General features: G+C 51.1%; 25 protein-coding genes, 1 pseudogene and 1 riboswitch. Of the genes and pseudogenes, 21 read left to right on the forward strand and 5 right to left on the reverse strand.

The genetic code is table 11. The features are described 5' to 3' along the window. Positions 1-639: 639 nt before the first annotated feature. The 4 genes from ACI7RC_RS18435 (at position 640) to ACI7RC_RS18450 (ending at position 3,874) form a co-directional block, all read left to right on the forward strand. Entirely contained in the window at positions 640-1,065 is a 426-nt protein-coding gene (locus ACI7RC_RS18435) for an RNA polymerase sigma factor (RefSeq protein WP_408109675.1), read from the forward strand. 440 nt (positions 1,066-1,505) lie between these two features. Next, the gene (locus tag ACI7RC_RS18440) at positions 1,506-1,706 is read left to right on the forward strand and encodes a hypothetical protein (RefSeq protein ID WP_408109676.1); all 201 of its coding nucleotides are present in this window, start codon (positions 1,506-1,508) and stop codon (positions 1,704-1,706) included. A gap of 141 nt (positions 1,707-1,847) precedes the next feature. After that, entirely contained in the window at positions 1,848-2,111 is a 264-nt protein-coding gene (locus tag ACI7RC_RS18445; protein WP_408109677.1) for a DUF6870 family protein, read from the forward strand. An 83-nt stretch (positions 2,112-2,194) separates the two neighbouring features. Then, complete coding sequence (locus ACI7RC_RS18450; RefSeq protein ID WP_408109678.1) at positions 2,195-3,874, forward strand: recombinase family protein; 1,680 nt, start codon at positions 2,195-2,197, stop codon at positions 3,872-3,874. Between the two features lie 12 nt (positions 3,875-3,886). On the opposite strand, the gene ACI7RC_RS18455 is transcribed toward ACI7RC_RS18450, so the two are convergent. Then, positions 3,887-4,171, reverse strand: a complete 285-nt coding sequence (locus ACI7RC_RS18455; protein ID WP_408109679.1) for a nitroreductase family protein — start codon at positions 4,169-4,171, stop codon at positions 3,887-3,889. 194 nt (positions 4,172-4,365) lie between these two features. On the opposite strand from ACI7RC_RS18455, the gene ACI7RC_RS18460 reads away from it, so the two are divergent. After that, positions 4,366-5,538, forward strand: coding sequence for a DUF418 domain-containing protein (locus ACI7RC_RS18460; protein WP_408109680.1), 1,173 nt, complete (start codon positions 4,366-4,368; stop codon positions 5,536-5,538). A gap of 25 nt (positions 5,539-5,563) precedes the next feature. Here the strand turns inward: ACI7RC_RS18460 and ACI7RC_RS18465 are convergent, their stop codons facing one another. Then, the gene (locus ACI7RC_RS18465) at positions 5,564-7,012 is read right to left on the reverse strand and encodes a sensor histidine kinase (RefSeq protein ID WP_408109681.1); all 1,449 of its coding nucleotides are present in this window, start codon (positions 7,010-7,012) and stop codon (positions 5,564-5,566) included. 1 nt (position 7,013) lies between these two features. Further along, positions 7,014-7,700, reverse strand: coding sequence for a response regulator transcription factor (locus tag ACI7RC_RS18470; RefSeq protein WP_408109682.1), 687 nt, complete (start codon positions 7,698-7,700; stop codon positions 7,014-7,016). A gap of 172 nt (positions 7,701-7,872) precedes the next feature. On the opposite strand from ACI7RC_RS18470, the gene ACI7RC_RS18475 reads away from it, so the two are divergent. The 4 genes from ACI7RC_RS18475 (at position 7,873) to ACI7RC_RS18490 (ending at position 10,356) form a co-directional block, all read left to right on the forward strand. Next, positions 7,873-8,028 (forward strand): hypothetical protein, encoded by a 156-nt coding sequence (locus ACI7RC_RS18475; protein WP_408109683.1) that lies wholly within the window; start codon positions 7,873-7,875, stop codon positions 8,026-8,028. Between the two features lie 21 nt (positions 8,029-8,049). After that, on the forward strand, positions 8,050-8,442 hold the full coding sequence (kapB, locus tag ACI7RC_RS18480; protein ID WP_408109684.1) for a kinase-associated lipoprotein KapB: 393 nt from the start codon (positions 8,050-8,052) through the stop codon (positions 8,440-8,442). 132 nt (positions 8,443-8,574) lie between these two features. Beyond that, a complete protein-coding gene (locus ACI7RC_RS18485; RefSeq protein WP_408109685.1) occupies positions 8,575-9,534 on the forward strand; it encodes a branched-chain amino acid transaminase in 960 nt (319 codons plus the stop codon). 24 nt (positions 9,535-9,558) lie between these two features. Then, positions 9,559-10,356, forward strand: a complete 798-nt coding sequence (locus tag ACI7RC_RS18490) for an SDR family oxidoreductase (protein ID WP_408109686.1) — start codon at positions 9,559-9,561, stop codon at positions 10,354-10,356. A gap of 164 nt (positions 10,357-10,520) precedes the next feature. On the opposite strand, the gene ptsP is transcribed toward ACI7RC_RS18490, so the two are convergent. Next, positions 10,521-12,188 carry a phosphoenolpyruvate--protein phosphotransferase gene (gene ptsP, locus ACI7RC_RS18495; protein WP_408109687.1) on the reverse strand — a complete coding sequence of 556 codons (1,668 nt, stop codon included), beginning with the start codon at positions 12,186-12,188 and terminating at the stop codon, positions 10,521-10,523. A 334-nt stretch (positions 12,189-12,522) separates the two neighbouring features. Between ptsP and ACI7RC_RS18500 the strand changes: the two genes are divergently transcribed. From ACI7RC_RS18500 to ACI7RC_RS18525, 6 genes and pseudogenes are all read left to right on the forward strand, one after another. Next, complete coding sequence (locus ACI7RC_RS18500) at positions 12,523-12,864, forward strand: hypothetical protein (protein ID WP_408109688.1); 342 nt, start codon at positions 12,523-12,525, stop codon at positions 12,862-12,864. 115 nt (positions 12,865-12,979) lie between these two features. Beyond that, entirely contained in the window at positions 12,980-13,507 is a 528-nt protein-coding gene (locus ACI7RC_RS18505) for a hypothetical protein (protein WP_408109689.1), read from the forward strand. A 47-nt stretch (positions 13,508-13,554) separates the two neighbouring features. Beyond that, positions 13,555-14,118: a YdcF family protein gene (locus ACI7RC_RS18510; protein ID WP_408109690.1), complete on the forward strand. Its 564-nt coding sequence runs from the start codon at positions 13,555-13,557 to the stop codon at positions 14,116-14,118. Between the two features lie 217 nt (positions 14,119-14,335). After that, positions 14,336-14,971, forward strand: coding sequence for a hypothetical protein (locus tag ACI7RC_RS18515; protein WP_408109691.1), 636 nt, complete (start codon positions 14,336-14,338; stop codon positions 14,969-14,971). A gap of 308 nt (positions 14,972-15,279) precedes the next feature. Further along, positions 15,280-16,418, forward strand: a pseudogene (gene fmdA, locus ACI7RC_RS18520) (formamidase). Positions 16,419-16,709: 291 nt separating this feature from the next. After that, a complete protein-coding gene (locus ACI7RC_RS18525) occupies positions 16,710-16,985 on the forward strand; it encodes an FmdB family zinc ribbon protein (protein WP_408109692.1) in 276 nt (91 codons plus the stop codon). Here the strand turns inward: ACI7RC_RS18525 and ACI7RC_RS18530 are convergent. Beyond that, complete coding sequence (locus tag ACI7RC_RS18530; RefSeq protein WP_408109693.1) at positions 16,982-17,890, reverse strand: DMT family transporter; 909 nt, start codon at positions 17,888-17,890, stop codon at positions 16,982-16,984. The genes ACI7RC_RS18525 and ACI7RC_RS18530 overlap by 4 nt on opposite strands. Positions 17,891-18,007: 117 nt before the next feature. Here ACI7RC_RS18530 and pdxR point away from each other — a divergent pair, with 117 nt between their 5' ends. The 6 genes from pdxR to cobJ all read left to right on the forward strand — a co-directional run bounded on the left by pdxR (position 18,008) and on the right by cobJ (position 24,373). Further along, positions 18,008-19,492 carry a MocR-like pyridoxine biosynthesis transcription factor PdxR gene (gene pdxR / locus ACI7RC_RS18535; protein WP_408109694.1) on the forward strand — a complete coding sequence of 495 codons (1,485 nt, stop codon included), beginning with the start codon at positions 18,008-18,010 and terminating at the stop codon, positions 19,490-19,492. Positions 19,493-19,570: 78 nt separating this feature from the next. After that, positions 19,571-19,773, forward strand: a riboswitch (cobalamin riboswitch). Between the two features lie 150 nt (positions 19,774-19,923). Beyond that, positions 19,924-20,676, forward strand: a complete 753-nt coding sequence (locus ACI7RC_RS18540) for an energy-coupling factor ABC transporter permease (RefSeq protein ID WP_408109695.1) — start codon at positions 19,924-19,926, stop codon at positions 20,674-20,676. 3 nt (positions 20,677-20,679) lie between these two features. Beyond that, positions 20,680-20,991 (forward strand): energy-coupling factor ABC transporter substrate-binding protein, encoded by a 312-nt coding sequence (locus ACI7RC_RS18545; protein ID WP_408109696.1) that lies wholly within the window; start codon positions 20,680-20,682, stop codon positions 20,989-20,991. Next, a complete protein-coding gene (cbiQ, locus tag ACI7RC_RS18550) occupies positions 20,975-21,769 on the forward strand; it encodes a cobalt ECF transporter T component CbiQ (RefSeq protein WP_408109697.1) in 795 nt (264 codons plus the stop codon). Before ACI7RC_RS18545 ends, cbiQ begins: the two co-directional genes overlap by 17 nt. 4 nt (positions 21,770-21,773) lie before the next feature. Next, on the forward strand, positions 21,774-22,613 hold the full coding sequence (locus ACI7RC_RS18555) for an energy-coupling factor ABC transporter ATP-binding protein (protein WP_408109698.1): 840 nt from the start codon (positions 21,774-21,776) through the stop codon (positions 22,611-22,613). Continuing rightward, complete coding sequence (cobJ, locus tag ACI7RC_RS18560) at positions 22,610-24,373, forward strand: precorrin-3B C(17)-methyltransferase (protein WP_408109699.1); 1,764 nt, start codon at positions 22,610-22,612, stop codon at positions 24,371-24,373. Before ACI7RC_RS18555 ends, cobJ begins: the two co-directional genes overlap by 4 nt. The last annotated feature ends 4 nt before the right edge of the window (positions 24,374-24,377 follow it).

Genomic DNA, 24,377 nt, shown 5'->3' on the forward strand with positions numbered 1-24,377 from the left:
AACTCCGTTAACTTTTTATTCGACACCTTTCAGGGATTTTCCCTTAAAGGTGTCTTTTATTCAATATCAGACTGATAAACTGATGATCTCGCCACTCCTCTTAAAAATCAAAGTTCCGAATATATTTTTGTAAAAGGAACATTGGAATTTATGAGACTCGCATTGTCTAAAAAAAATATTATGTTTGTATTTTTGATACATACCTCCGAAGAAAAGACTACAGTAGAACAGATAAATGAAAGCTACCGCTTGTACTGATTGCATCAAGTAAAAGCGCATCTTCTTATGTGGCTAAATCGGCGTCATTAGGAAAGGGGGCTTTGTTATGCTATTCTCTTTAGTCTATGAGGGGCCGTCACCTTACTGTGACGGCTGGATGTAGCAAATAACCTTAATAAATCAAGTGAATATTGGGACGATCAGTGCGGCCTTTTTTTATTCGACACCTTTCGGGGATATTCCCTAGAAGGTGTTTTTTTATACCCTTTTTCAACTGTTTACGAGCTTTATCGACATATTTTATCGGACGAGCCTGCTCACTTCGAGCCAAATTGTCCCGAAGTCCAGCCCCGCGGCCGCTCCCCCCCCTCCATTTCGATTCAACATTCCCCCCAAAAAATCGAAATGGAGGAACAACCTATGGCTAAAATTAATCTTCGGAATTTTTACCCGTTTTGCAATCATGATATTTTTCTCGATATTCCTGATGAAGTAGCAACAATCCTGTTTGAAGCTGAACGGCAGGAAGAAGCGTATCGGCGGCGCATGTACCGTCACAAGGCGCACTATTCTCTTGACCGGGGTGACGGAATTGAGCATGATACTTGCTTCGTTGCCCTATCGCCGTCCGAGGTCTATGAGCGCCAAATGACAACCCAACAGTTATATGCGGCTATCACCGCCTTACCAGACAAGCAAGGCAAACGAATTTACGCGCATTACGTGCTTGGCATTAGCAAATCCGAGATTGCGCGAGCTGAGGGAGTTTCAGAAAAAAACATTCGCAAATCCATCAGTCAGGGGCTTCGGAACATGGAAACATATTTGAAAAATTTTTCTGAATGAGGGTCGGTTCTGTCCTGAAAATGTCACGGTTATTGGAAGGATGTTTTCTTCCGCTAGTGATCTTTGATAACTGAATACGGATAACCCGGATACGTTTCATGTGTGAGGGAGCCGAGCCGCAGAGTGCGCCATAACTTTTCAGCGAATTTAATCGTTTGAGAACGAGCGACAAACACCATCTTCGGTAAGCAGACTGTGGTAGTCTGCCGGGCGATGATCCCACACAAAGGATATGATACTTACGGTTTGAACGCTTCACAGCATTGACCGTCGCGCCATCAGCATGGGGCGGGGTGAAATTCCCATGAGGGCGGTTGCCGCCGCCCGTCCGGATTATCTTTTATTAAACTACAGGAGGAAGCGCCGGGTTTTTCTGTCTAACGACAGCCCAATACTTCCCGGCGCGGTGCTTCGCTTACTTTGGCATGAGGGGAATCGAAATGGAAAAAGATACGCTTTCTGCTGAAATGCTTTCTGAACAATGGAGTAACAACGCTTGCCGCGGCTATGTCATTTGGGCAATGGAAAACAGTGGTTTCGGTACTGACGATATTCAGCGTGTAGTTTCAGAGCTTCGCTATGTTTTTGATTTCAAGTCCATTGACGAAGCTGACGAACATTACCGAGACAGTCCCTATTGACTTCGGGTCAACTTGTCCCGAAGTATATGGACAGATGAACAGCCGTCACTTTTATTGTAAAGTGGTGGCTGTTTTTGTTTCTCACGGGACAAACGGGGAAACGCATATATTGAATCATGCTAATCAAGGAGGGCATGATGAATGATTACTTCCGAACTCATTGATCGGTTTATGAATGTAAATATGGAAACCGTAGATACCGGGAAATTGGCTGATATATGTACACTTGAATTTGATAATTCTCTCCCGATAGAACAGCGGCCAGCTTATGTTTTGGAAAAACTGAAAAATCCGTTGTGTTTCCGTTGTGGTGAGGTGGGTGTAAAGCTTGAATTTGACGATGCCGCCCCTCCCATTCAAGAGGTACTCACGAACTTTATGATACGCAAGAAAAGTGGCCTATAATGCGGCTTTGTGCCCTCGACAACATGGTTCGCATTACGCCCAAATGGTATAATATAGGTGTAATGTGATAGGAAGGAGGACACATGGCCAGAGTAGCCAATAGGCAGAACATTGTAAAAGCAGTTTCAAAAAAGAAGATATGGTATGTAGGACTTTATATTCGTTTATCGCGCGAGGACAAACGTGGAAAAAATGAATCGGAAAGTGTTATCAACCAAAGGCTTATTTTGACGGACTTCTTTGACCAACAGGATGATGGCGATGAATATGTTATTGTTGACGAATATATTGATGACGGCGTGAGCGGCACAACGGATGAAGAACGTCCCGACTTCCAAAGGATTTTAACAGATATACGAAAGAAAAAAATTAATTGTGTTGCCGTTAAGAACCTCGCCCGAAGTTTTCGTAACAGTGGCGATCAGAGCTATTATCTTGGCGATTGGTTTCCGCGAAACAATGTGCGGTTTATTTCTCTTTACCAACATCCTGTTGATACGTACAAAGACCCGCAGAATGCGCACAACATCGCCGTTCCGGTTCAAGGTGTTCTGAATGAGGAACATGCCAGGGGGACTTCGGAAAGTGTCAGGAGAACCTTTGACAAGAAGCGTGAAAAAGGCCTGCATATTGGCTCGTTTGCCGCTTATGGCTATCTGAAAGACCCGGAGGACAAAAACGCACTCGTACTTGATGAGGAAGCTGCCGAAAACGTTAAAAGCATTTATGCTTGGTTTTTGGAGGGCATGAGCAAAAATGCGATTGTTCGCAAGTTGAACGAAAGTGGCATATTATGCCCATCAGCGTATAAGAAAAGCAAGGGCATGAAATACAAAAATCCCAATAGCGAGGGCGGCAACCCTTTATGGTGTGCCATGACGGTCACCAACATGTTGAAAAATCGAATTTATGTTGGGGATATGGTGCAAGGTCGTTATCGAATCAAGAGTTATAAAATCCATGTACAGGAAACCGTTCCTGAGGATGAATGGTTCATTGTCGAAAATACACATGAGCCAATCATCAGCCGTGAAGATTTTGTCAAAGTGCAGGAGCTTTTGAAAAAAGATACCCGTACCGCGCCGAAACAAAAAACGTTGTATTTGTTCAGTGGCTTCCTACGCTGTGCTGATTGCGGCAAGGCCATGACACGAAGCACAGTTAAAGGGAATGTGTACTACTATTGCCGCACTTATAAAGACCAGTCCAAAGCGGCTTGTACGAAGCATACGATGAAGCACAACCATTTGGAACAAGCGGTATTGTATGCTGTCAAGCAACAGGTTTACATTGCGGTATCTCTTTCAGAAATGATTTCACGGATTAATAAGGCTCCGCTCCAGAAAAGCCAGTCTATCCGTCTGAATGAACAAATCGCTTCCAAAGAAAAGGAACTGTCCAAGATTTCACGCTATAAGCAGAGCATTTATCAGGACTGGAAAGACGGCGAAATTTCTCATAAAGATTATCGCCAGATGAAAGAGGACTATGAGCGGCAAATCGAAGCCATTAACGAGGTTATAAGCAATCTGCAAGAGGAAAAGGCGGAGCTTGAAAATGGAGTCGATGTAGAAAACCCGTTTTTAGCAACTTTTCGGAAGTATGAAAACATCAACAAACTGACAAGGGATATTCTGATTGAGCTTGTTGACACCATCAAGGTATACGAAAATGGCAACATCAGCGTGAAGCTGAAATTTGCCAATGAGTACCGCAGAGTTGCGGAATACATTGAAGTCAACACCTCTGAAGACGCGGTTTAGAGAACCGCATTTTTAACGGCAGTTTGTTTTCCTAATATAAATGTTCCGGTTGCCGGGAAAGATAAAAGAGTGGAACAATTCCCGATCCGCTTTGTTTCGGGCGATAATAAAGCGCCAGGGCTGTTCATTGTTGGCGGACGGTGCCCAGCGTGCCGCTTCGAATACACTGAACAGGATATCTTCAGGCACCTCTGTTTCCTTGTAAGACCGCGGTGACCAGCGGTTTAAGATAAGGGGCTCAACCTCGTATGTAGGGTGGCGTTGTGCAGCTGCTTCAGCCGTCACCAGTTTCTCCATTCCTGTAAAACCTCCTATGTATCTGTTGTATCAGTTTACCTCTTTTCATGTGCCATCGGATGATGACTCACTTACTTTATTATAGTTAGTTTTTTGTTTGGTGTACAGGTGATAGGAACAACTTTATCAGTTCTTTAGAATGATCCCATACGATAGGTTTGTCAAAAGGATGAGAAGAGGAGATGTGACAAACCATGGTTTTGGGAAAAGATGAACGGATCCACGTGCTTGATGCGATTCGGGGGATCGCGCTTCTGGGGATATTGCTGGTAAATATTATTTTTTTCAGCACTTCCCTGCAAGCCATTCAATATCAGATTGAATTGTGGCCAGGTTTTTGGGCCAAAGCGGTGGAAGCGTTCCGGTTTTTATTTGTGGAAAACAAGTTTATCTCGATGTTTTCCTTTCTGTTCGGCTATGGCATGATTTTGTTCAAGCAGAAGGCAGAGCAAAAGGGCAAAAGGTTTGTGTGTGCGTACGTGCGAAGATTGCTCGCCTTGTTTGGGTTTGGGCTGATTCACGGCTTGTTTATCTGGTATGGGGATATCCTGCTGCATTACGCGCTGCTGGGCTTTGTGCTGCTCTTGTTCCATAAAGCGAAGGCAAAGACACTGCTGATCTGGGGAATTGCCTTGATCCTGCTCGTCCCGACACTTCTCGCGGTGAACGGGGCCCCTACCGCACCGGTGTTGAATGAGGAGACAAAAGCGATGATGATGCAGCTGATTGAGCGGGACAATGCCGTTTATGGAAGCGGTACATACGACGCGATTCACGCATTGCGCTTCTATGATTGGAATGGCAGTCTGATAAACCAGATTCTATTTTATCCAAACATTCTCGGGCTTTTCTTGCTGGGAGCGGCGTTTGCCAAATTCGGCGTGCTTCATGACGCTGCTTCCCACCGCAGACTGTTAAAAAAGATCGCGGCATGGTGCGGGGGATTCGGCTTTTTCTCGCTGCTGCTGGCATACACGCTGCCTGAAGGAACGTCCTTGAAAAGCTTGCTGCAGGTGCTCGGCATTCTGATCGGATCACCTATGCTTGGACTTTGTTATATTGCGTCGCTGGCGCTGCTTTTCCAAAAGCAGGCAGGAAGAAGAATATTGACCCCTTTTGCGTCGGTGGGGCGAATGGCTTTTTCGAACTATATCATGCAATCGGTGATGTGCACGCTGATATTTTACAGCTATGGACTGGGTCTTTTTGGAAAAGTCAGCCCTGTGCTGGGCATAGGGATTGCGCTTTTGGTATACGGAGTGGAGTTGATCTGGAGTCGGTTGTGGTTCGCCAGGTTCTCCATGGGTCCGCTCGAATGGATCTGGCGGCTGTTTACCTACCTGCAAATCCCATCGATCAAAAAATGACGTCAAAGAAGAGAGGGCTCCGGAATTATGCCGGGGCCCTCTCTTTTATCCGGAGGATGAACTGCGCTCCTCCCTCGGTCAGATTGTGTGCTTCAATGCTTCCGCCATGCTTTTCAGCAAGCGTTTTGACGATGTACAAGCCGAGGCCGGAGTGACCTTTGTGCAGGGAGCGGGCAGCATCCCCTTGGTAAAATTTCCGAAACATTTGCTTGAGGTCTTTGTCGGAAAAACCAGAACCGCTGTCTCTTATTTCAAAGCGAAGTGAGTTTAGGTTCACGTTGACATCCCAACGAATCGTCCCGCCTTCCGGAGTAAACCGGATACAGTTGTCCATCAAGTTGTCGATGATTTGCTCCAAGCGGTGAATGTCCAGACACAAATGCGCCTGTTTCAAGGGCGGCTCCAACTGAATATCAGCTGTCAATTCAATTGATTTGCGTTGGCACAGCATCAGACACTCCATCTGTTTCTGTTTGAAAAAGGAGAGCAGATCAACCTTGGAAAAAGTGAGCTGGAAGTCTGGATGATCGATCTTGGAAATCTCGTCCATCTCCTGTAACAGGCGGACAGCGCGAACGGTATTGCTGTGGATTCGCTGCAAATAGTTCGGCACCTGTTCCGGTTTTACCGCACCCTCTATCATATTTTCCACATGCCCTTGCACGATCGCCAGAGGAGTCCGAAGATCGTGGGCGATTGCGCTTACCATTTCCCGTCGCTCTTGCTCCATGCTCCATTGTGACGTCAAGGAGGCATGCAGGGCTCGTCTCATCTCTTCAAATGCCGCTCCCAGTTTGCTCAATTCCCGTGAACCGCTGACGTCCGCCAGTGTAAAGTTGAGATCGTAACGTTGGATCCGCTGGGCTCCTTCAATCATTTGTTGGATTGGCGGGTTTAGCCGGGCCCCAAGCTTCTTGCCGAAAAGGAGGGTAAACAAAACAAAATAGAGAAAAGGAGCCGCCAAATTGGCAAAGAGAAACAAGAAGAGAAAGAGCGGCCGGTCAAGGTTGCTCGTGATCAAACTCAGACTGTATCGGACCAAGAAAAGCCCTTTGAGATTTCCCTCGGCATCTAAGATGGGATAATAAGAAACGTACTTGCCGTTGATCGCGTCGGTTTTATTCAGTTTGGCGGAGATTTCTTCCCGGGAGTGAATATAGCGATCTTTCTGCCAGCCATAGACAAGATTTCCGTTTATGTCGATAACCTGATACTGGATGCCACTAGAAGGAATGTGTTCTTCCAAGGCGGGCTGGGCTGACGGTACCAGCAGCTTTTCGCCTTCCTGCTTGACATAACTTAGAATCTGCGGGATTTGTTTTTCGAAGCGGTTGGCCGGTTTGATGAACTGATCGGTATTCGTTAAAAACATCAGGCTGCATCCCCAGGTTGCAAGCGAACAGAGAATGCTCGCCAACAGGACACAGGCAAAGGCGATGCTAAACAGCGTTCGCAATGATTGCTTGCTGCCCATCTTACTTGGCTCCCATTTTGTAACCGAAGCCCCAGACCGTACTGATGTATTCCGTCATAGGATCAAATTCGGCCAACTTGGCGCGTATTTTTTTAATGTGTTCGGTTACAGTGGCGGAGTTCCCGTCCGCTTCGAAGCCCCATACTTTTTCGTAAATTTGTTCCCGGGAAAAAACCTGATCCGCGTTCATCATCAAAAACTGGACGATCTCCAATTCCCGCACGGTCAAGGAAACCTGGCGCCCCTGATGGTAGAGCTGGTACTGATTCAGATCGAGTAGCAAATCCTTGCAATGAAGCACCACTTTCGGTCTGCGATGATCCACTCTGCGCTCCCGCCGCAGGTGGGCGTTGATCCGTGCCTTAAATTCCTTTACACTGAATGGCTTGACCAGATAGTCGTCACCGCCCACCATCAACCCTTTGATGCGGTCTGTCTCATGGCCGCGGGCGCTCAAAAAAAGGATCGGACAAGCGACCAGCGGGCGAATGCTCTGGCAAACCTCCCAGCCGTCCAATCCGGGCATCATGACATCCAGGATGATCAGATCCGGCTTTTCCTTCAGACGGGAAAAGACCTCCTCGCCGCTTAAGGCGGTGATGACGACGTACCCTTCGCTTACCAAAGCGTCCTCTAAAAAGCTGATCATGTCTGGTTCGTCATCTGCCAACAATATTTTCTCTTTCATAAAGTGTTCGCTCCTACAAGAAAAAATGAAAGGTTGCCATTATCATATCATACAAAATTGTTACGTTTACCCGGAAAGGCCGGTTTTCTGCCTGGTGAACCGTCGTCATTTTGCTATAATCTGTTACAATGAGGACAGGAGATTCTTACGAGGTGGAAAGGCAGGACGGGTTATGGATAAGGAACAAATCAATCAAACCGGCAGAAAAGATGATCAGCGCGGTCGGGATCAGCGGCAGGCGAAGTTTATCATGGGCATTTTTCTCTTGCTTGTCATCGTCTGTGCGCTGTCTATCGGCATATTTATGTATCAAACCATCAACAGATAAAAAATAGATGAGGTGATCTACATGCAGGAGCAAGCGATTCAGGTGCATCAAATCGTACGCGTACCGTACAAATCCGGCCAGTATCTGGCGGAGGTATTGGAAATCATGCCGCCAAAAGCGACAGTCAAAATCCTGGCGGTGCAAAAACATCCGGACCAGGGCGATCTGCATCATCCCATGCAGGGGGATGTCTTGATGTTCCACCAGCGCAGAGCGCTTTCCTTCCAAGAGAAGATCATGGTTCCGCTTGGCACGATTCAGCCTTACCAGGGAGAGGTGCCGGAATATCGCGGGTCGCTGCTTTTGGCTGTGGAGCAGGAGCTTGCCCGGCTTCGCGAGATGGGCGGCAGTTGGGCGGAGCGCTCGGTGAAAGAGTTGGAGATCCTGCAGCAGGAGTACGCCGCACAGCGGTGATGCTCGTTCCTTAATTGGCGGAAATTTCGATCAGCAAAGAGGAAATGGTTTCAGCAAGCGCGAATAAGTGCATGGATCCATCTTTGTAAACACGGCATAGGATGAGCGATTTGACAGAGAGGAGAATGTGCTATGGCTATGGCCGAGACGGCAAAAGGCCCCTCGCCAAAACAGGAAATCACGTCGGGTTACTGTTTTTTTAAGGGTGAAATCATGCCGTTGGCGGACGCAAATGTGAACATTGCCACACATGCATTGAATTACGGAACGGGCTGCTTCGAGGGAATACGCGCTTACTGGAACGCCGAGCAGGGACAGCTCTACCTGTTAAAAGCGCTGGAACACTATCAGCGGCTGCTGCTTTCCTGCCGGATCTTAAAAATCCAGCTCCCGTACACGGCGGAGGAACTGGTGGACTGGACAGCGAAGGTATTGGCAAAAAACGAGTATCGCGAAGACGTCTACATACGCCCGCTCGCCTTTAAAGGATCACAGGTGATCAAAGTGACCCTTGCGGGGCTGCGGGACGAATTGGCCATCTTTACCGTCCCGATGGGCGATTACGTCAGCACGTCCGGCTTGTCCGCGGTCGTCTCCAACTGGCAGCGCATCTCCGACAACATGATTCCTTCGCGGGCGAAAGTAAGCGGAGCGTACATCAACCCCGCTTTGGCTACGGACGCTGCTGTCGCCGACGGATATGACGAGGCGATCATGCTCTCCCATGACGGCCAAGTCTCCGAGGCCAGCGCGGCCAATCTTTTCATCGTCCGCAACGGCGTATTGGTCACGACACCGATTACCTCCGACATTTTGGAAGGGATCACCCGCAGGGAGATTGTCCAATTGGCGGAGCACTTGCAGATCCCTGTAGAGATTCGCCCGATTGACCGGACGGAGCTGTACATCGCCGATGAGGTGTTTCTGGCGGGAACGGGAGCGCAGATTGCCTCCATTACTTCGATCGACCGCCGCCCCGTGGGAGATGGCACGCTGGGGCCGGTTACCGGGAAATTACAGGAGGTATACTACCGGGCTGTCCGCGGAATGGATGACCGGTATCTCGACTGGGTGACACCGGTATACAAGTAAAAACCACTTGAGGAGGAAGTTCACATGGATTTAGGACTGACGGGAAAACGTGCATTGGTTACGGCCGCATCCCAAGGATTGGGACGGGCGATCGCAACGGAGCTGGCCCGCGAAGGCTGCAAGGTGGTCATCTCCAGCCGCCGCGAGGATACATTGCAGGAAGTGGCGGAAGAGATTTGCCAGATCACAGGGGCTGCTCCCGGTTCGGTCACCGGGATCGCTGCTGATGTGACGAAGGCGGAAGACATCCGGCAGCTTGTGCAGCGAGCAAACGATATTCTCGGCGGCATTGATATATTGGTTACAAACGCCGGCGGACCGCCTGCCGGAACCTTTGACAAGCTGACGGATGAGATGTGGCAGGATGCGTTCCAACTCAACATGATGAGCGTGGTCCGGCTGATCCGCGAAACGCTGCCGATCATGCGCAGCCAGGGCGGAGGAAGAATCCTTAACGTTTCCTCGTCGTCCGTCAAGCAGCCGATCGCCAACCTGATGCTGTCCAATGCGATCCGAACCGGCACGATGGCGATGCTGAAGACACTCGCTGCCGAGGTAGCGCCGGAAAACATTCAGGTGCACAATCTGGCACCCGGCCGGATCTTCACGGAACGGGTCAAAACGCTTGATCAAATCTCGGCGGAGCGGCAAGGGATCGACGTGGAAAGCGTCAAGACCCAGGAACAGGCGCGGATTCCGATGGGGCGTTACGGCCAGCCCGAGGAATTCGGCAGAGTCGCCGCGTTCTTGCTCTCTTCGGCCAACTCGTACATGACTGGCCAGACGGTATTTGTTGACGGAGGATCAGTCCGTTCTCTGTAAAAATACAGGAAATAGTCTAACGAAGCCTGAGATTCTCTCAGGCTTCGTTGGCGTTTTCTAAAGAGGGTGTAGCGAATGGAAAGACGGGAGGTGCAAAATGATGTACCAAACGGGTTACGTGATAGGAGAAGGCCTATAAATAAAAGGAGGGGAATCCCCCTCCTTTATCTTTTCAGCTTTGCAGCCGCTTCCTTGGACAGCTCCTCGTAGGAGAGCTGGGCAATCTCGTATTTCATTTGCGGAATCAAGGTAGCGGTCATGCTCAATTCGTCGACGCCGACTCCGATCAGCTCCTTCGCAAAGACGGGGTCGCCGGCCATTTCGCCGCAGACGCCGACCCATTTGCCTTCCCTGTGAGCATTTTCCACGACCAGTTGAATCAGGCGCAGGATGGCCGTGTGACCCGGATCGTAGAGATAGCCAACCTTTTCATTCATCCGGTCAGCGGCAAACGTGTACTGGATCAGATCGTTGGATCCGATGCTGAAAAAGTCGACATGCTTCGCCAATATATCTGAGATGAGGGCCGCGGACGGAATTTCAATCATAATCCCGACCTCAATGGCCTCGTCAAACGGGATGTTCTGGCCGCGCAGCTCGGCTTTTGCCTCATCCAGGACAGCCATTGCTTCCAGCAGTTCGGCTTCTGTTGCGATCATGGGGAACATAATCCGCAATTTTCCGTAGCTGCTCGCCCGCAGGATCGCCCGAAGCTGGATCTTAAACAAGTCCTTTTCCGCAAGGCAGAGGCGGATCGCCCGGAAGCCTAAAAACGGATTCAACTCATGTCCGATCGGCAGGTAATCAACCTGCTTGTCCCCGCCGATGTCCAGCGTGCGGATGATCACCGGACGGCCGTCCATCTCCTTGGCTACTTGCGCATAGGCGGTGTACTGCTCTTCTTCAGAAGGCATCGTGCTGCGTTCCAGGAACAAAAATTCGGAGCGGAACAGACCAATTCCTTCGCCGCCGTTATCCAGAACCGCTTTGACGTTTTCCGGCTTGCCGATATTGGCCGCGACCTCAATCCGCTTTCCGTCCTTTGTTTCAGCTAGTCGGGAAGCCGATTCACGCAAAAATTCCATTCGTTCCAGGTAGGCCTTCTGCTTGTTTTGGTACTCCTCAGCCAAATCTGACGAGGGATTCAGGGTGACTTCGCCAGTGAAGCCGTCCAAGGCGATCGTGGAATCCTGGTCAAGCTGCTGCATCAAATTGGCGCAGCCGACCACAGCCGGGATTTGCAGGTTGCGGGCCAGGATCGCGGAGTGGCTGGTCGGACCGCCAATCTCTGTGATGATCCCTTTGATGAGCTGCTTGTCCAGGCGAGCCGTCTGTGACGGGGTCAGGTCGTTTGCCACCAAAATGACCGGCTTGGTCACATCATCCAATCCGGAAGAGTGGATTCCCAGCAGGTGTTTCAACACGCGGTTGCCGATGTCTTTCAAATCCGCTGCCCGTTCCCGCATGTAATCGTCGTCCAAAGCGGCAAAGATCGCCGCATGCCCCATGAAGACGTGATTCGTCGCCCAAACGGCGTTTTTGTTGTCTGTCTTGATCTCGTTTTCGATCTCATCGCTCAGCGTCGGATCTTCCAAAATCATGATATGAGAGGCAAAGATTGCGCTTTCATGTTCGCCAACGCGTTCGGCCACATCTTCTTTCGTTTTTTCCAGATCAGATTTCGTATGTGCAAAAGCTTGCTTTACTTTTTCCCATTCTGCATCAGCCAACTCCGGCTTGATTTTATCCTCTTGAATAACCATTTCGGCTTCCTCTAACAAAAACACGTCACCGACCGCATATCCTGGTGAAGCTGCGATTCCTTTTACCATCTGTCGATCACCTCGTCATAGTAGGATGCATACCCAAAAGAAAAAGCCAGGGATGTCCCCGACCAACATCTGTCCTTCTCTATGATAGTATAGGGGTGAATTTTTCGTCAATGGAAATGTATTTTTTGTGTAAAGTTCTACACAAAAAAATCCGATTTGGCACACGTGTATTTTTTGTGGAAGTAGAACAAGTGAGAAAATAGGTATTCAGGTTCCCTCCAAATCTGTTCTTGCCCGAGGATGTTCTGGTATAATATAGAAAATAGATGTAGTGACGCAAGAGCATATGCCTTGGTGAACTGTAACGCGATCAAATTCAGGGGAGGAGAGCGGAATGAATGAATCCAGGTTTGATACAGAACTGTACTGTATAGACTGTTTAGGCCAGTCGCAGCATACGGTTATTTACGTCAATAACGTCCTCTATAAAGTGACTTGCAACGGCTGCGGCAAGGAAAACATCATCAATCCCGATCTTCCTGCGGAAATATACAGCCGCTACTTTGACCGGATCCTGTCAAAGCCGCAGCGCATTACGAAGGAATTCAGGGAAGATCTAAGCCATTTCTTGTCCTCTCTGCCGTTTCGCATCCTGAGCAAGCCGTACCGGACGTACAACGAATTTAAGGGAATTTTTCGCTACGTCAACCAGCATTCGCGAAACAAGGGGAAATAGTTTGTTGCATGGCGATCGGGCGAGGCATTAACAGTCCAGCGCCCTGTTTTGCACATCTGCCATGAGTGCGTTCTGCATGCATGGCTTTTTTTGTTGGGGGGTGTCAACCGTCGAGATGAACTATAGACATTTTATCGCTTTGTTTCTCATCGTATTGATGGTTCCAGGTTGTATAGCAGATACCTTGGAAATAGGAGAAGCTGAAAAGTTTATCCAGGAAATTAACAAACTACAGGAACAAAATGAGGAGCTAATAAGCCGGTTGGAGAAATACGAAGAAGAAGTGGAGAAAAACCGTAAAACGTACGAGCTGCGAAATTTGATCGATATGCAAGCAAGAGAGATTTTTCAAGCCATGATCAAAGGAGATACGGAACAAATCATGCAGCATATTTCCCGCGATGCAGCTATAGAAGACAATCAATTTGTGTATAAAGTGGGTTCTGAGATGATTACAATTCCGTTTATGAAGGAAGGAAGAACCTTTCGCCAGAGATCTTACCAGCTAGATGATGAAGGCCAATTCATCACGGAGTACGAGGTCTGGAGAGACGATCAAGAGGGCTATGGCGGGATCTTGCAGCTCACTTTTACGTTGGAAAATAACGACTGGAAATTAAAAAGTATTCAAACAGATATGTAAACACGAAGGGAAAACGAGCTGCAATAAACGATGCAGGAGTTCATTTTATGAAAAAAATAACGTTAAGAATAGCGTGTCTTATGCTGATTTGGTTTGTGGTGCATGTGATTGCCATATCGATTGATGGCTTAACTGATGAAAAGCAACAGGTTGATGCAGGTGTTGTTTTGGGCAATAAGGTTGAAACAGATGGAAGACCGTCGGAACGGTTACGATATCGCTTAGAGAAAGCCGTTGAGCTTTATCAGGACGGCTATTTCCCTTACATTATCGTAAGCGGCGGGGTGGGGGCGGAAGGTTTTGATGAAGCCAAAGTCATGAAGCAGTATTTGGTCCAAAAAGGAATACCCAGTGACAAGATCCTGACCGACAGCATGGGAGTAAATTCAATGATGACGGCACAGAACACCAGAAAGATTGCAGATGATATGGGGTTGGAATCTGTTATGGTGATCACACAGTTTTATCATATCAGCAGGACAAAATTAGCCTTTTCCAAGTTGGGATTCGCAGAGGTTTACTCGGCTCATGCCAATTACTTTGAGGTGCGAGATGTCTATTCGCTGTTCAGGGAGTTTTTTGCTTATTACAAGTATCTGATTTTTGAATGATTCACAATTGGATAACGGGTTTCATCCACCCATTTTCTTCCAACAAGCCCGGGTAATCCCGGATGCATAAATCAAATTATTGAGAAAATGCGATTCGGCTTCGACAAAGCTCCACTTCATGGATGGGTACGTAATTTTATAGAACGTAATACATATTATTTCAAAAGCGAAACAAATACGATTTTCATTACGTCTCCTTATAAGGATCTACTAAAAAATGAAAATAAAGGTGGTTTTTATGAAAAGGATAATAAGGGGACTTTTTTTGTTTTTGGCTATCTCAGTTTTACTTGTTGGTTGTGAGAGTGCCAAGGATAGTCAAACCGAAGTAACAAACACGAATACCACAGAAAGCTCTTCGGTCAATCTTACTGATAAAGAAGGTAAAGATATTCTCAACGAGCTTATTCCGAAGGCAGTAGATGTGTATGGAATGTTTAACCCGCCTGGATACTTCAAAATCGATGCGACGAAAACGATTCCGGGTGAAGCTGGGTACGCCCTTGTCACTGAGGAAAATTTCAAATCAGTAGCGGATTTGAAGAAAGCGGTGGAGGAAGTATTTACTGAAGATTTTGCGCAAAACAGATTTTATTCTCATTACCTGGTGCTGGATGAAGGAACCCCCCCTCTTTATAAGGATTATGAAGGGAAGCTTTATGTAGACACGGATCGTGGCGGACACGGTTGGGCAACAAAATTCCTAATTGATACCGCCAAGCTAAAAGGTCAAAAAGAGAATGTGGCAGAAATTGAGTTAGATATAACAGTACTTGATGAACCATCTGATCCATTGACCATCAAAATTGAAAATGTAAATGGTAAGTGGCTGCTGGCATCAGGACTTGATTAATGAGCAGAAAGCCGAGGACAGAATATCAATGTCCTCGGCTCATTTATTTAGCAAATTGTACCACGATCACGTAAGGCAGTCCCTTCCTTCCTAAAACAAGCACTTCAAGTCCTCAAACTCAATGAGGAGGTCCCGATCGATCTGCAAATACTTCTGCAAAGCGGTAGGAAACAGTAGGACCGTCGAATTCCATTTGTCCTAACGGCGTCGCCCCGGGAATAGACATGGTGGTGAGTGCACTCAACCAACCATGTAGAGGGGGAACGCTTATGCCGGAAGTGCTGTTTCGCGTGGATTTGAACAAGCCAATGGAGGAGCAGGATGCTCCCGGGCACAATCGGTGGCATCCGGATATTCCCGCCACGGTCTCTGTCAATCCCGGTGCGGTGTTTCGGATCGAATGCAAAGACTGGACGGATGGCCAAATCCAAAATAACGACGATCCCTCGGATGTGCGCGACGTGAATCTCAATCGCGTCCACGTGCTGAGCGGACCGGTTTGGGTGAACGGCGCCCAGCCGGGGGACGTGCTCGTCGTCGATATATTGGATATCGGTGCGATTCAGGGGGCGGAGTGGGGCTTTAACGGCATTTTTGACCGGAATAACGGCGGCGGGTTTTTGACGGAACACTTTCCGGAGGCGGCCAAGTCGATCTGGGATTTTCACGGGATCTACACTACCTCCCGCCATGTTCCCGGGGTAAAATTCGCCGGCATTCTTCACCCGGCTTGATCGGGGTGGCTCCGTCCCACGAGCTGCTGGACAGGTGGAACAGCAGGGAAAAAGCGCTCGTCGCCCAAAACCCGAACCGCGTTCCCCCGCTCGCCAACCTGCCTAATCCGCACAGCGCCGTATTGGGCTCGCTTAAAGGGGCCGAGTTTGAGCGCGTGGCGAGGGAAGGGGCCAGGACGGTTCCTCCCCGCGAAAACGGCGGGAATTGCGACATCAAGAACCTGTCCAAAGGAACGAGGATTTACTTCCCGGTCTTCGTGGAGGGGGCGAAGCTGTCGCTGGGCGATCTGCACTTCTCACAGGGTGACGGCGAGATTACGTTCTGCGGCGGCATCGAGATGGCGGGTTGGGTAGATCTGCACGTCGATATCATCAAAGGCGGAATGGCCAAGTACAACATCATCCACAATCCGATTTTCAAACCGGGACCGGTCGACCCGCATTACTCCGAGTTCCTCGTCTTCGAGGGAATCTCCGTCGATGAGCATTCCGGAAGCCAGCACTACCTCGACGCCCATATCGCCTACCGGCGGGCTTGTCTGAACGCCATCGAGTATTTGAAGACAAAAGGCTTTACCGGTGAACAGGCGTATATGCTGCTCGGTACCGCACCGGTAGAGGGGAGAATCGGCGGCATCGTCGACATCCCGAACGCCTGCTGCACCATTTCGATCCCGACGGCGATTTTTGAGCAGGATATTTTGCCGAGGTAACAGACGACTTCGTCATTAGAGATGGGACTGCAGAAGGGGGAAACGGAAAAAATGGAGCGAACGCAGGCCTTGGGAAGCCACCCCAGTCCGAACGGAAAAAAACGGCACACGCTTGTCGACCAAATTCTACGTTGAAATACTTTCAGTTATTTTTGGTCGACGTGTCGTTTTTTGGAATGTCGACGGCCAGTACAGCTTCCCTGTTGGCGTGCCATGAACGGAGTGAGCCCATTTTTTCTGTTTCAGCTGCGGCTTCTGTAGTCTCAACCTGGTTTTGATCAGAGGAAAGGAATGTTGACGATGCCAAAGTACCAGTTTTGTTGTGCGAAGTGCGGCGATTTTGACCTATGGCTGGGCATGGCCGAGGCTGCGGCGACAACCATTTGTCCGGTTTGTGACGGGGAAGCTGCGAGGGTATACACCCCACCTGGCCTGATGATGACGCCCTACTCGCTTCGCCGCCGGATTGAGGGGAGCGCCGAGCCCAAGGTAGTAAAGCGGGAACAGCACCATCACGGACATCACCATCAGCACGCGCCAAGCAGACCCTGGCAGGCCGGCCATTAGCTCTTTGCGGCATGGTGGGCCGATTTCCACATTTTCTGCCAGTCCCTGAAGCTGGTCAAAATGACTCCGCCAATGACCAACACCGTTCCAGCTATGCCGAGCGGGTAAATCGGTTCATCGAGGAAAACAGCCCCTACCGCTAAAGCGATCACCGGAGAAACGTACAGCCACGTCGAGGGAAACAAGGGATTCGTCCGTTTGACGAGCCAGTAGTAAATGCCAGAAGCGATGATCGACCCAAATACGATCAGGTAAAACAGTGCTCCCACGGCTGTATAAGGCTGGGAAAATGTGAAGTGAATCGGTTCAAACATCAGGGAGAGCACCAGCAGTCCGATGCTCCCAAAGAACATCTGAAACCCGTTGACCGCCAGCGGAGTCAGACCGCCCGACAGCAGCCGTTTGGAAAAAATCGCGCCCCAGGCAAAAACGGCTTCGGAAAGGAGGATTCCCGCCGAACCCAGCAGCCAAAGGGTTGAGACGCCTATTTCCAAGTGGGGAAAGACAACGAGCCCGATCCCTGCAAATCCGATCAAGAGCCCCATCCACTGCCACAAAGGCATCTTTTTACGGTCGAAGCACAGGCTGAGCACACTGACGATGATCGGTCCGGAAGCAGACAGCAAGGCGGCAAGTCCCGAGGAGATGTACTGTTCGGCCCAGTAGAGTGCGGCAAAGGGAATCAGGGTCATGCATACGCCCAGGTAGATCAGATCCAACATGTTCCTGCGGGTAAACCGGAGAGATGATTTCTTCAGGTACAGGAACGCGATGATCAGGACTCCTGCTGTACCGAAACGGATGGCAGCAAACAGAAAGGGAGAAAATCCGGCATCAATGCCTGCTTTGATGGCATAAAAGGTTGTTCCGTAAATCAAACACATAAGCAGATAGCTATAAATCATTTTATCCATATCCCCTTTTCCAACCCGGAGTGTTATAATCTTTAGAAAAAACATACAGCAGTGATATACATAACAGTCAACAGTGATACATAACACTTCCGGAAGAGGGGAGAACGCATGCAGATCAACCTTACGCGCCAGTCCGGAGTCCCCCTGGTCAGGCAAATCTATCAGGAAATCTCCGAGCGCATTCGTTTCGGATCGTTAGAGGAAGGGACTCCTTTGCCCTCCATTCGCAGCTTGTCCAGACAGTGTGATGTCAGCTTTATGACTGTCGTTGAGGCGTATCGGCTGCTGGAAGAAGCAGGGCTGATCGAACGGATCCAAGGCAGAGGTACATTTGTTGGAAAGGCGAAGAACGAGGTTGGGGACACTGGGCAACCCAATAAGGTTTCCTGTTATGAGTGGCAGCATGCTGTTGCGGATTACCTGCCGCGGGCTCAGGTTTGGCAGAGTATGCAGGCAGAGCCTGAAAACGGTTTTTCTTTTTCGATTACCTCGCTTCATCCCGAACTGGTTCCGCTGGCAGAGTTGACATCAGCCGTCCAGAATGCGCTCCGTGATGATCCAACAGTCTTGTTCAAGTACGGACCAGTGCAGGGGGATGGTTTGTTTCGCAAGGCATATGCCGAATACGCCAAGAACTTCCGCCTCAACTTACACCCGGAAGAACTGATCGTCACCAACGGGGCCCAGCAGGGGATTGACCAGGTGGCCCGCAGCTTTATCGGGCCTGGTGACGTCGTTGTGACAGAAGTGCCTACCTATAGCGCTGCCATCGACGTGTTTCGAGCGAGAGGAGCGACCGTTCTGTCTGTTCCGGTCGATGAGGAGGGGATGCGGGTCGACCTGTTGGCTTCCCTTTGCGACCAGTATCCGCCAAAATTGATCTACACGATGCCCACGTACCAGAATCCGACCGGAGCCCTCATGAGCCAGCGTCGGCGTACCCAGCTGCTCGATCTTGCGCAGAGCTATCGCAGCATCATTTTGGAGGACGATCTCTGGAGTGAAATCTACTTTGGCAAAGCCCCGCCACCGCCGATAAAAAGCATGGATGAGCACGGGCATGTCATCTATTTGAAAAGCTTTAGCAAAATACTGGCCCCTGGATGCCGAGTGGCTGTTCTTGCCGCCAACGGCAGATTCCTCAACCGTTTGATGGTTGCGAAGGCAGCGGCAGACTGGGGGAGTCCGCTTCTGACACAGCGGGCGATCCTCTCCTTTATGCAGTCTTTCTCTATGGAAAAACACGTGAAGCAGTTGCGGCAACGTCTGCTCGGCAGGAGAGATCTCGCCCTGTCCGTCTTAGAGCAGCACGCTCCGGCAGGAGTGCGCTGGACCGTGCCGCAAGGTGGATGCAATATCTGGATCACACTTCCTCCCTGGCTGCGTGCCGAAGAACTGGTCGTTCCGGCGTCTCGCGAAAAGATCAACTTTCTCCCCGGGTGGGTCTGTTACCCGGGTGAACCGGAGTTTCACCATCTGAGAATCTGTTTTTCCAGCATGAGTGAGGATGAGCTGAGACAGGGGATGCTCGGATTATGCAGGATCTTTCAGGAATCGATCGAGGCGCCATTGGAGAAACCTCCAGTCGTCTGACCCTCAGCCATCAAATAAAAAGAGATTGACAACAGGTGGAAACTATTACTATCATGAATATAATTTCTATCGAAAAAATGCATATGGAACGTTCAAGGTGTTGACCGATTCTTCTGCTTGAATCGGCAACTTAATAGGGAAGTCCGGTGAAAGTCCGGCACGGTCCCGCCACTGTAACAGGGAGCATAACGCTTACACAACCCACTGTTCTTGAAGAATGGGAAGGGCGCGTTTATGCGATGAACTGGAGTCAGGAGACCTGCCTTGAAATCGACATCGTCAAACTCACGAGGATGAGGGAGGTGTACATAGTTTGAACAGCCGTCTAGGGTTAGCCGGGCGACTTGTCAGGTGATGGAGCATCTTCGGAGTATTCTCTGAAGGTGCTTTTTTGATTGGGGAAAAACAGAGTCTCAAGAGGGAGTATATTCATGAAACGGAAATTATTCGTTCCAATGGGAATTGTCGCGCTGGTGCTGTATTTGTCATTTAACACGCCGCAGACTGCACATGCCATGCATATCATGGAGGGTTTTTTGCCGGTTGGCTGGGCTGTCTTTTGGTGGGTCTTGTTTATTCCGTTTTTTCTCTTGGGCCTGCGGGAGATTCAGCGTACGACGAAGGCGAATCCCGAAACAAAGCTGCTGCTCGGACTGGTCGGGGCGTTTGCATTCGTGCTGTCCGCCTTAAAGCTGCCATCTGTGACCGGGAGCAGCTCGCATCCGACCGGAACCGGCCTGGGGGCTGTGTTGTTTGGCCCGCTGACGATGGGGGTATTGGGCAGCCTCGTCCTGCTGTTTCAGGCGCTGCTGCTTGCTCACGGCGGATTGACGACGCTCGGGGCCAATGCCATTTCGATGGCGATCGTAGGGCCATTTGTCGCATACGGCGTGTATCGGCTGCTGTCACGCGGCGGCAAGCGGCAAAAACTGGCTGTCTTTGCCGCAGCGGCACTGGCTGACTTGTCGACGTACCTGGTCACGTCGCTGCAGCTTGCACTGGCGTTTCCCGCAGAATCAGGTGGAATTCTCGCTTCCTTTGTAAAGTTTGCCGGGATTTTTGCCCTGACACAGGTGCCGCTCGCCATTAGCGAAGGGCTGCTGACCGTCCTGGTGTGGAATTGGCTGCATACCTACAATCGGACTGAGTTGGAACAACTTCTGGCCGCAAAGCGAGGTGTGTAAAGGATGGGCAAATCGAATCGCTACCTTACCATCGCGATTTTGGTCGCGGTGATCTTGTTGGCAGTCCTCCCGCTGGCATTTATTCACGGGTCGGAGTTTGGCGGGTCAGACGATGCGGCTGAAGAGGCGGTTGGGGAACTTGCACCCGATTACGAGCCGTGGTTTGAGCCGATTTTTGAGCCGCCGGGTTCGGAGACGGAGAGTTTGTTGTTCGCTCTGCAGGCGGCGATCGGCGCAGGTGTAGTCGGTTACGCCTTCGGTTTCTTCCGGGGCCGGTCGGCAAAAAAAGGACAGGCGCATGAAGATTCCGTTTGATTCGTACGCCTATACGAATCGGCTGCGGCAGCTTCCGCCAGATCAGAAGCTGCTGTTCGCCGCCTCCCTGCTGGCGATCGCGCTGTTCGCTCACTGGCAGGTGCATTTGCTTATTTTTGCCTGGTCGAGTCTCTGGATCGTGAGGTATGCGGGGATTCCCTGGCGAACTTATTTGCGGCTGCTGCTGCTCCCAATCGCCTTCATGCTGATGAGCTTGCCGCCGCTTTGCCTGGAAGCTGCCAGCGGCGAAGGTGCTGGCAGCGCAGTGGCAAATGCCGTGGCTGCCATACCGGTGGCAGGCAGTTATGTGTACCTGAGCCCGAGCGGCCTACTGCGGGCGTTTACGGTCCTGACCCGGGCGCTTGCGTCCGTTGCCTGTCTGTATTTTCTCCTCTTTACCGTGCCGCTAGGGCAGCTCTTGCAGGTGCTGAGAAGGCTAGGGATGCCCGTGGTCCTGGTCGAGCTGTTGTCGATTATGTACCGCTTCGTCTTTGTCTTGCTGGAGGTGGCTGGACAGCTTTGGGTGGCACAGCAGGCAAGAGGAGGGCACAGCGGCTTTCGCCAAACGCTAAAAGATGTGGCAAAACTGGCAGTTACCCTGTTTGGCCGGACGTGGCAGCGGTACCGGCAGTTGTTGGTCGGTTTGACGGCCAGAGGGTTTTCGGGCGAGATCCGGGTGGTATCGACTGCCCGTTTTGTGCGATCAAAACGATATCTGTCCGAAGCGGTTCTGGGATGTCTCACACTGATCGCTTTGGAGTGGTTGACGAGGAGGTGAAGCCTTGGATTGGCTGATAGAATTTCATGATATACATTTTACCTACCCGGGTGCCAGTCATCAGGCGCTCGCCGGATTGACCATGCGGATTCCCGCTGGCCGCAAGTGTGCCCTGTTGGGTCACAACGGCAGCGGGAAATCGACGTTTTTTCTGCACGCAAACGGTATCCTCCGCCCTAACCAGGGCCAGATCAACTGGAGGGGGGAGCCGCTGCGTTATGACCGCAGTTCGCTTCTGGCGCTGCGGCAGGCAGTAGGGTTGGTCTTTCAGGATCCGGAACAACAATTGGTGGCGGGCACGGTGGGCGAGGATATTTCTTACGGTTTGTGCAATATCGGCCTGACTGACGAGGAGATCGTGCGGCGAGTCCGGGCGATCTCCCAGCGATTTGATTTGGAGGCGCTGCTCGATCGCCCGATCCACCAGCTCAGTCTCGGACAGAAGCGTCAGGTTACGCTGGCCGGGGTGATGGCGATGCAGCCCCAACTGCTGCTGTTGGATGAACCCACAGCTTGTTTGGACCGGCTGCATACCCGGCAGTTGATGGCTGAACTGGCGGAGATTCATCAGGCGGGGACTGCCATCCTGCTGGCGACGCACGACCTGGACCTGGCTTACGCGTGGGCTGATTGGATCTTTGTCTTGGATGGAGGACGGCTGGTGCTGGAAGGCACTCCGGACCAAGTCTTTTCCCAGCGAGCCGCTCTGGAAGAGCTTCACCTCGGCGTACCGCTGCTGTTCGATTTATGGGAAGCGCTGCCTCCCGAACGGCAGGCGTCGTTTTCTGGGAGAATTCCCCCGCGTACGGCTGCAGAATGGAAGGAGAGGAAGGTGTGGGTATGAAAGGCAAACTGTTGATCATCGGCTTTGGACCCGGCAGCTTTGAACACATAACCAAACGGGCCAAGGAAGCGATCGAAGAGAGCGATGTCGTCATCGGCTACAACACCTATGTGGACCTGATCAGCGGGCTGTTGACCGGACAGCAGATCGTCCGTACGGGAATGACGGAAGAAGTGAGCCGCGCACAGGAGGCGGTCCGCCAGGCGGAAGCCGGCAAAAAGGTGGCGGTCATCTCCAGCGGGGATGCCGGCGTCTACGGCATGGCCGGATTGGTCTACGAAGTGCTGATCGAAAAAGGCTGGACGGAGGCGACAGGGGTGGAAGTGGAAGTGATTCCAGGAATTTCCGCGATCAACTCCTGTGCGTCGCTGCTCGGGGCACCGGTCATGCACGACGCCTGTACGATCAGTCTGAGCGACCATCTGACCCCGTGGGAGATCATCGCCAAGCGGATCGAAGCGGCGGGGGCGGCCGATTTTGTCGTTGCGCTGTACAACCCGCGCAGCGGACGGCGCACCAGACAGATCGTCGAGGCGCAGCGGATCCTGCTGAAATACCGCTCGCCGGACACGCCAGTGGGCATCGTCAAGAGCGCCTACCGCGACCGGGAGCAGGTCGTGATCACCACCCTGGAGCAAATGCTGGATCACGATATCGGCATGCTGACGACCGTCATCATCGGGAATTCGGCGACGTTTTTATACGATGAGAAAATGATTACGCCGCGGGGCTACCAGCGCAAGTACACGCTGACGGCTGATGAGCAGGCGTTGAAACCTCACCAGCGCTTAAAACCGGAGGCAGAGCCTTGGGCGCTGCCCCAGTTTGAAGAGGAGGCACCGCGTGCTGCGAATAACCGGACTGCTGCTGAATTGCGACCTGCGGCTGCGGACTTCCAGACTTCTGCCGGGTTACAAGCTGCGGCTGCGGACATCCAGACTTCTGCCGAGATACGACCTGCCGCTTCGGATACACGGTCTGCCGCCGCCGTGCGTACTGCTGCTGCCAAGCCCAGCTCCTATGAGCTGGCTATGGAAGCCCTGCTGCTCGTTCAGGGAAGCAGAGGGGACGAAGTGAATCATACGCCTTTCGCCTCACCCTTGTTCCAGCAGCAATCGATCTTCGAAGTAGCGGTGAGCCCGGGAGTAGCCAACAAGCGCTTTACACCTGCCCAGATGATGCTGATGGCGGAGTTGGCGGGTGAATCGGGAGAGATCGAGTACACGCCCCACCACCAGATCATCCTGCGTGTCCCAACGACGGAGCCGAAGCAAATCACCGCCAAGCTGCAGGAAGAAGGACTCTTGCTCGCTCCGATCGGCGATGTGGTTCAGCTCAAAGCGTGTGACTTTTGCAACGGGGAAAAAGATGACTCCATCCCGTATGCGGAAGAGCTGTACCAGCGGTTAAACGGGCGCAGTGCGCCGAAAGAACTGCGGATCGGATTTAACGGCTGCGGGATGACTTGTTACGGAGCGGTAAAAGAAGACATCGGCATCGTTTACCGCCGGGGGAAATTCGACTTGTTTCTCGGTGCCAAGACAGTCGGCCGAAACGCCCACAGCGGACAGCCGGTGGCGGAGGGGATCGAGCCGGAGGCGCTGGTGGAGACAGTCGAGCGGATCGTGAACCGCTATATAACCGATGGATTCCCCAACGAGCGGTTTCACAAGTACTTCAAGCGGGTGAAACAGGTCGAAGGCTTTGAACATCGGGAGGTGCCGGTGCTGGTCATCGACAATGCCGTCTGCGGCGATTGACGGG

It is taken from the genome of Brevibacillus sp. B_LB10_24, assembly GCF_046036945.1.
GTDB lineage: Bacteria > Bacillota > Bacilli > Brevibacillales > Brevibacillaceae > Brevibacillus_C.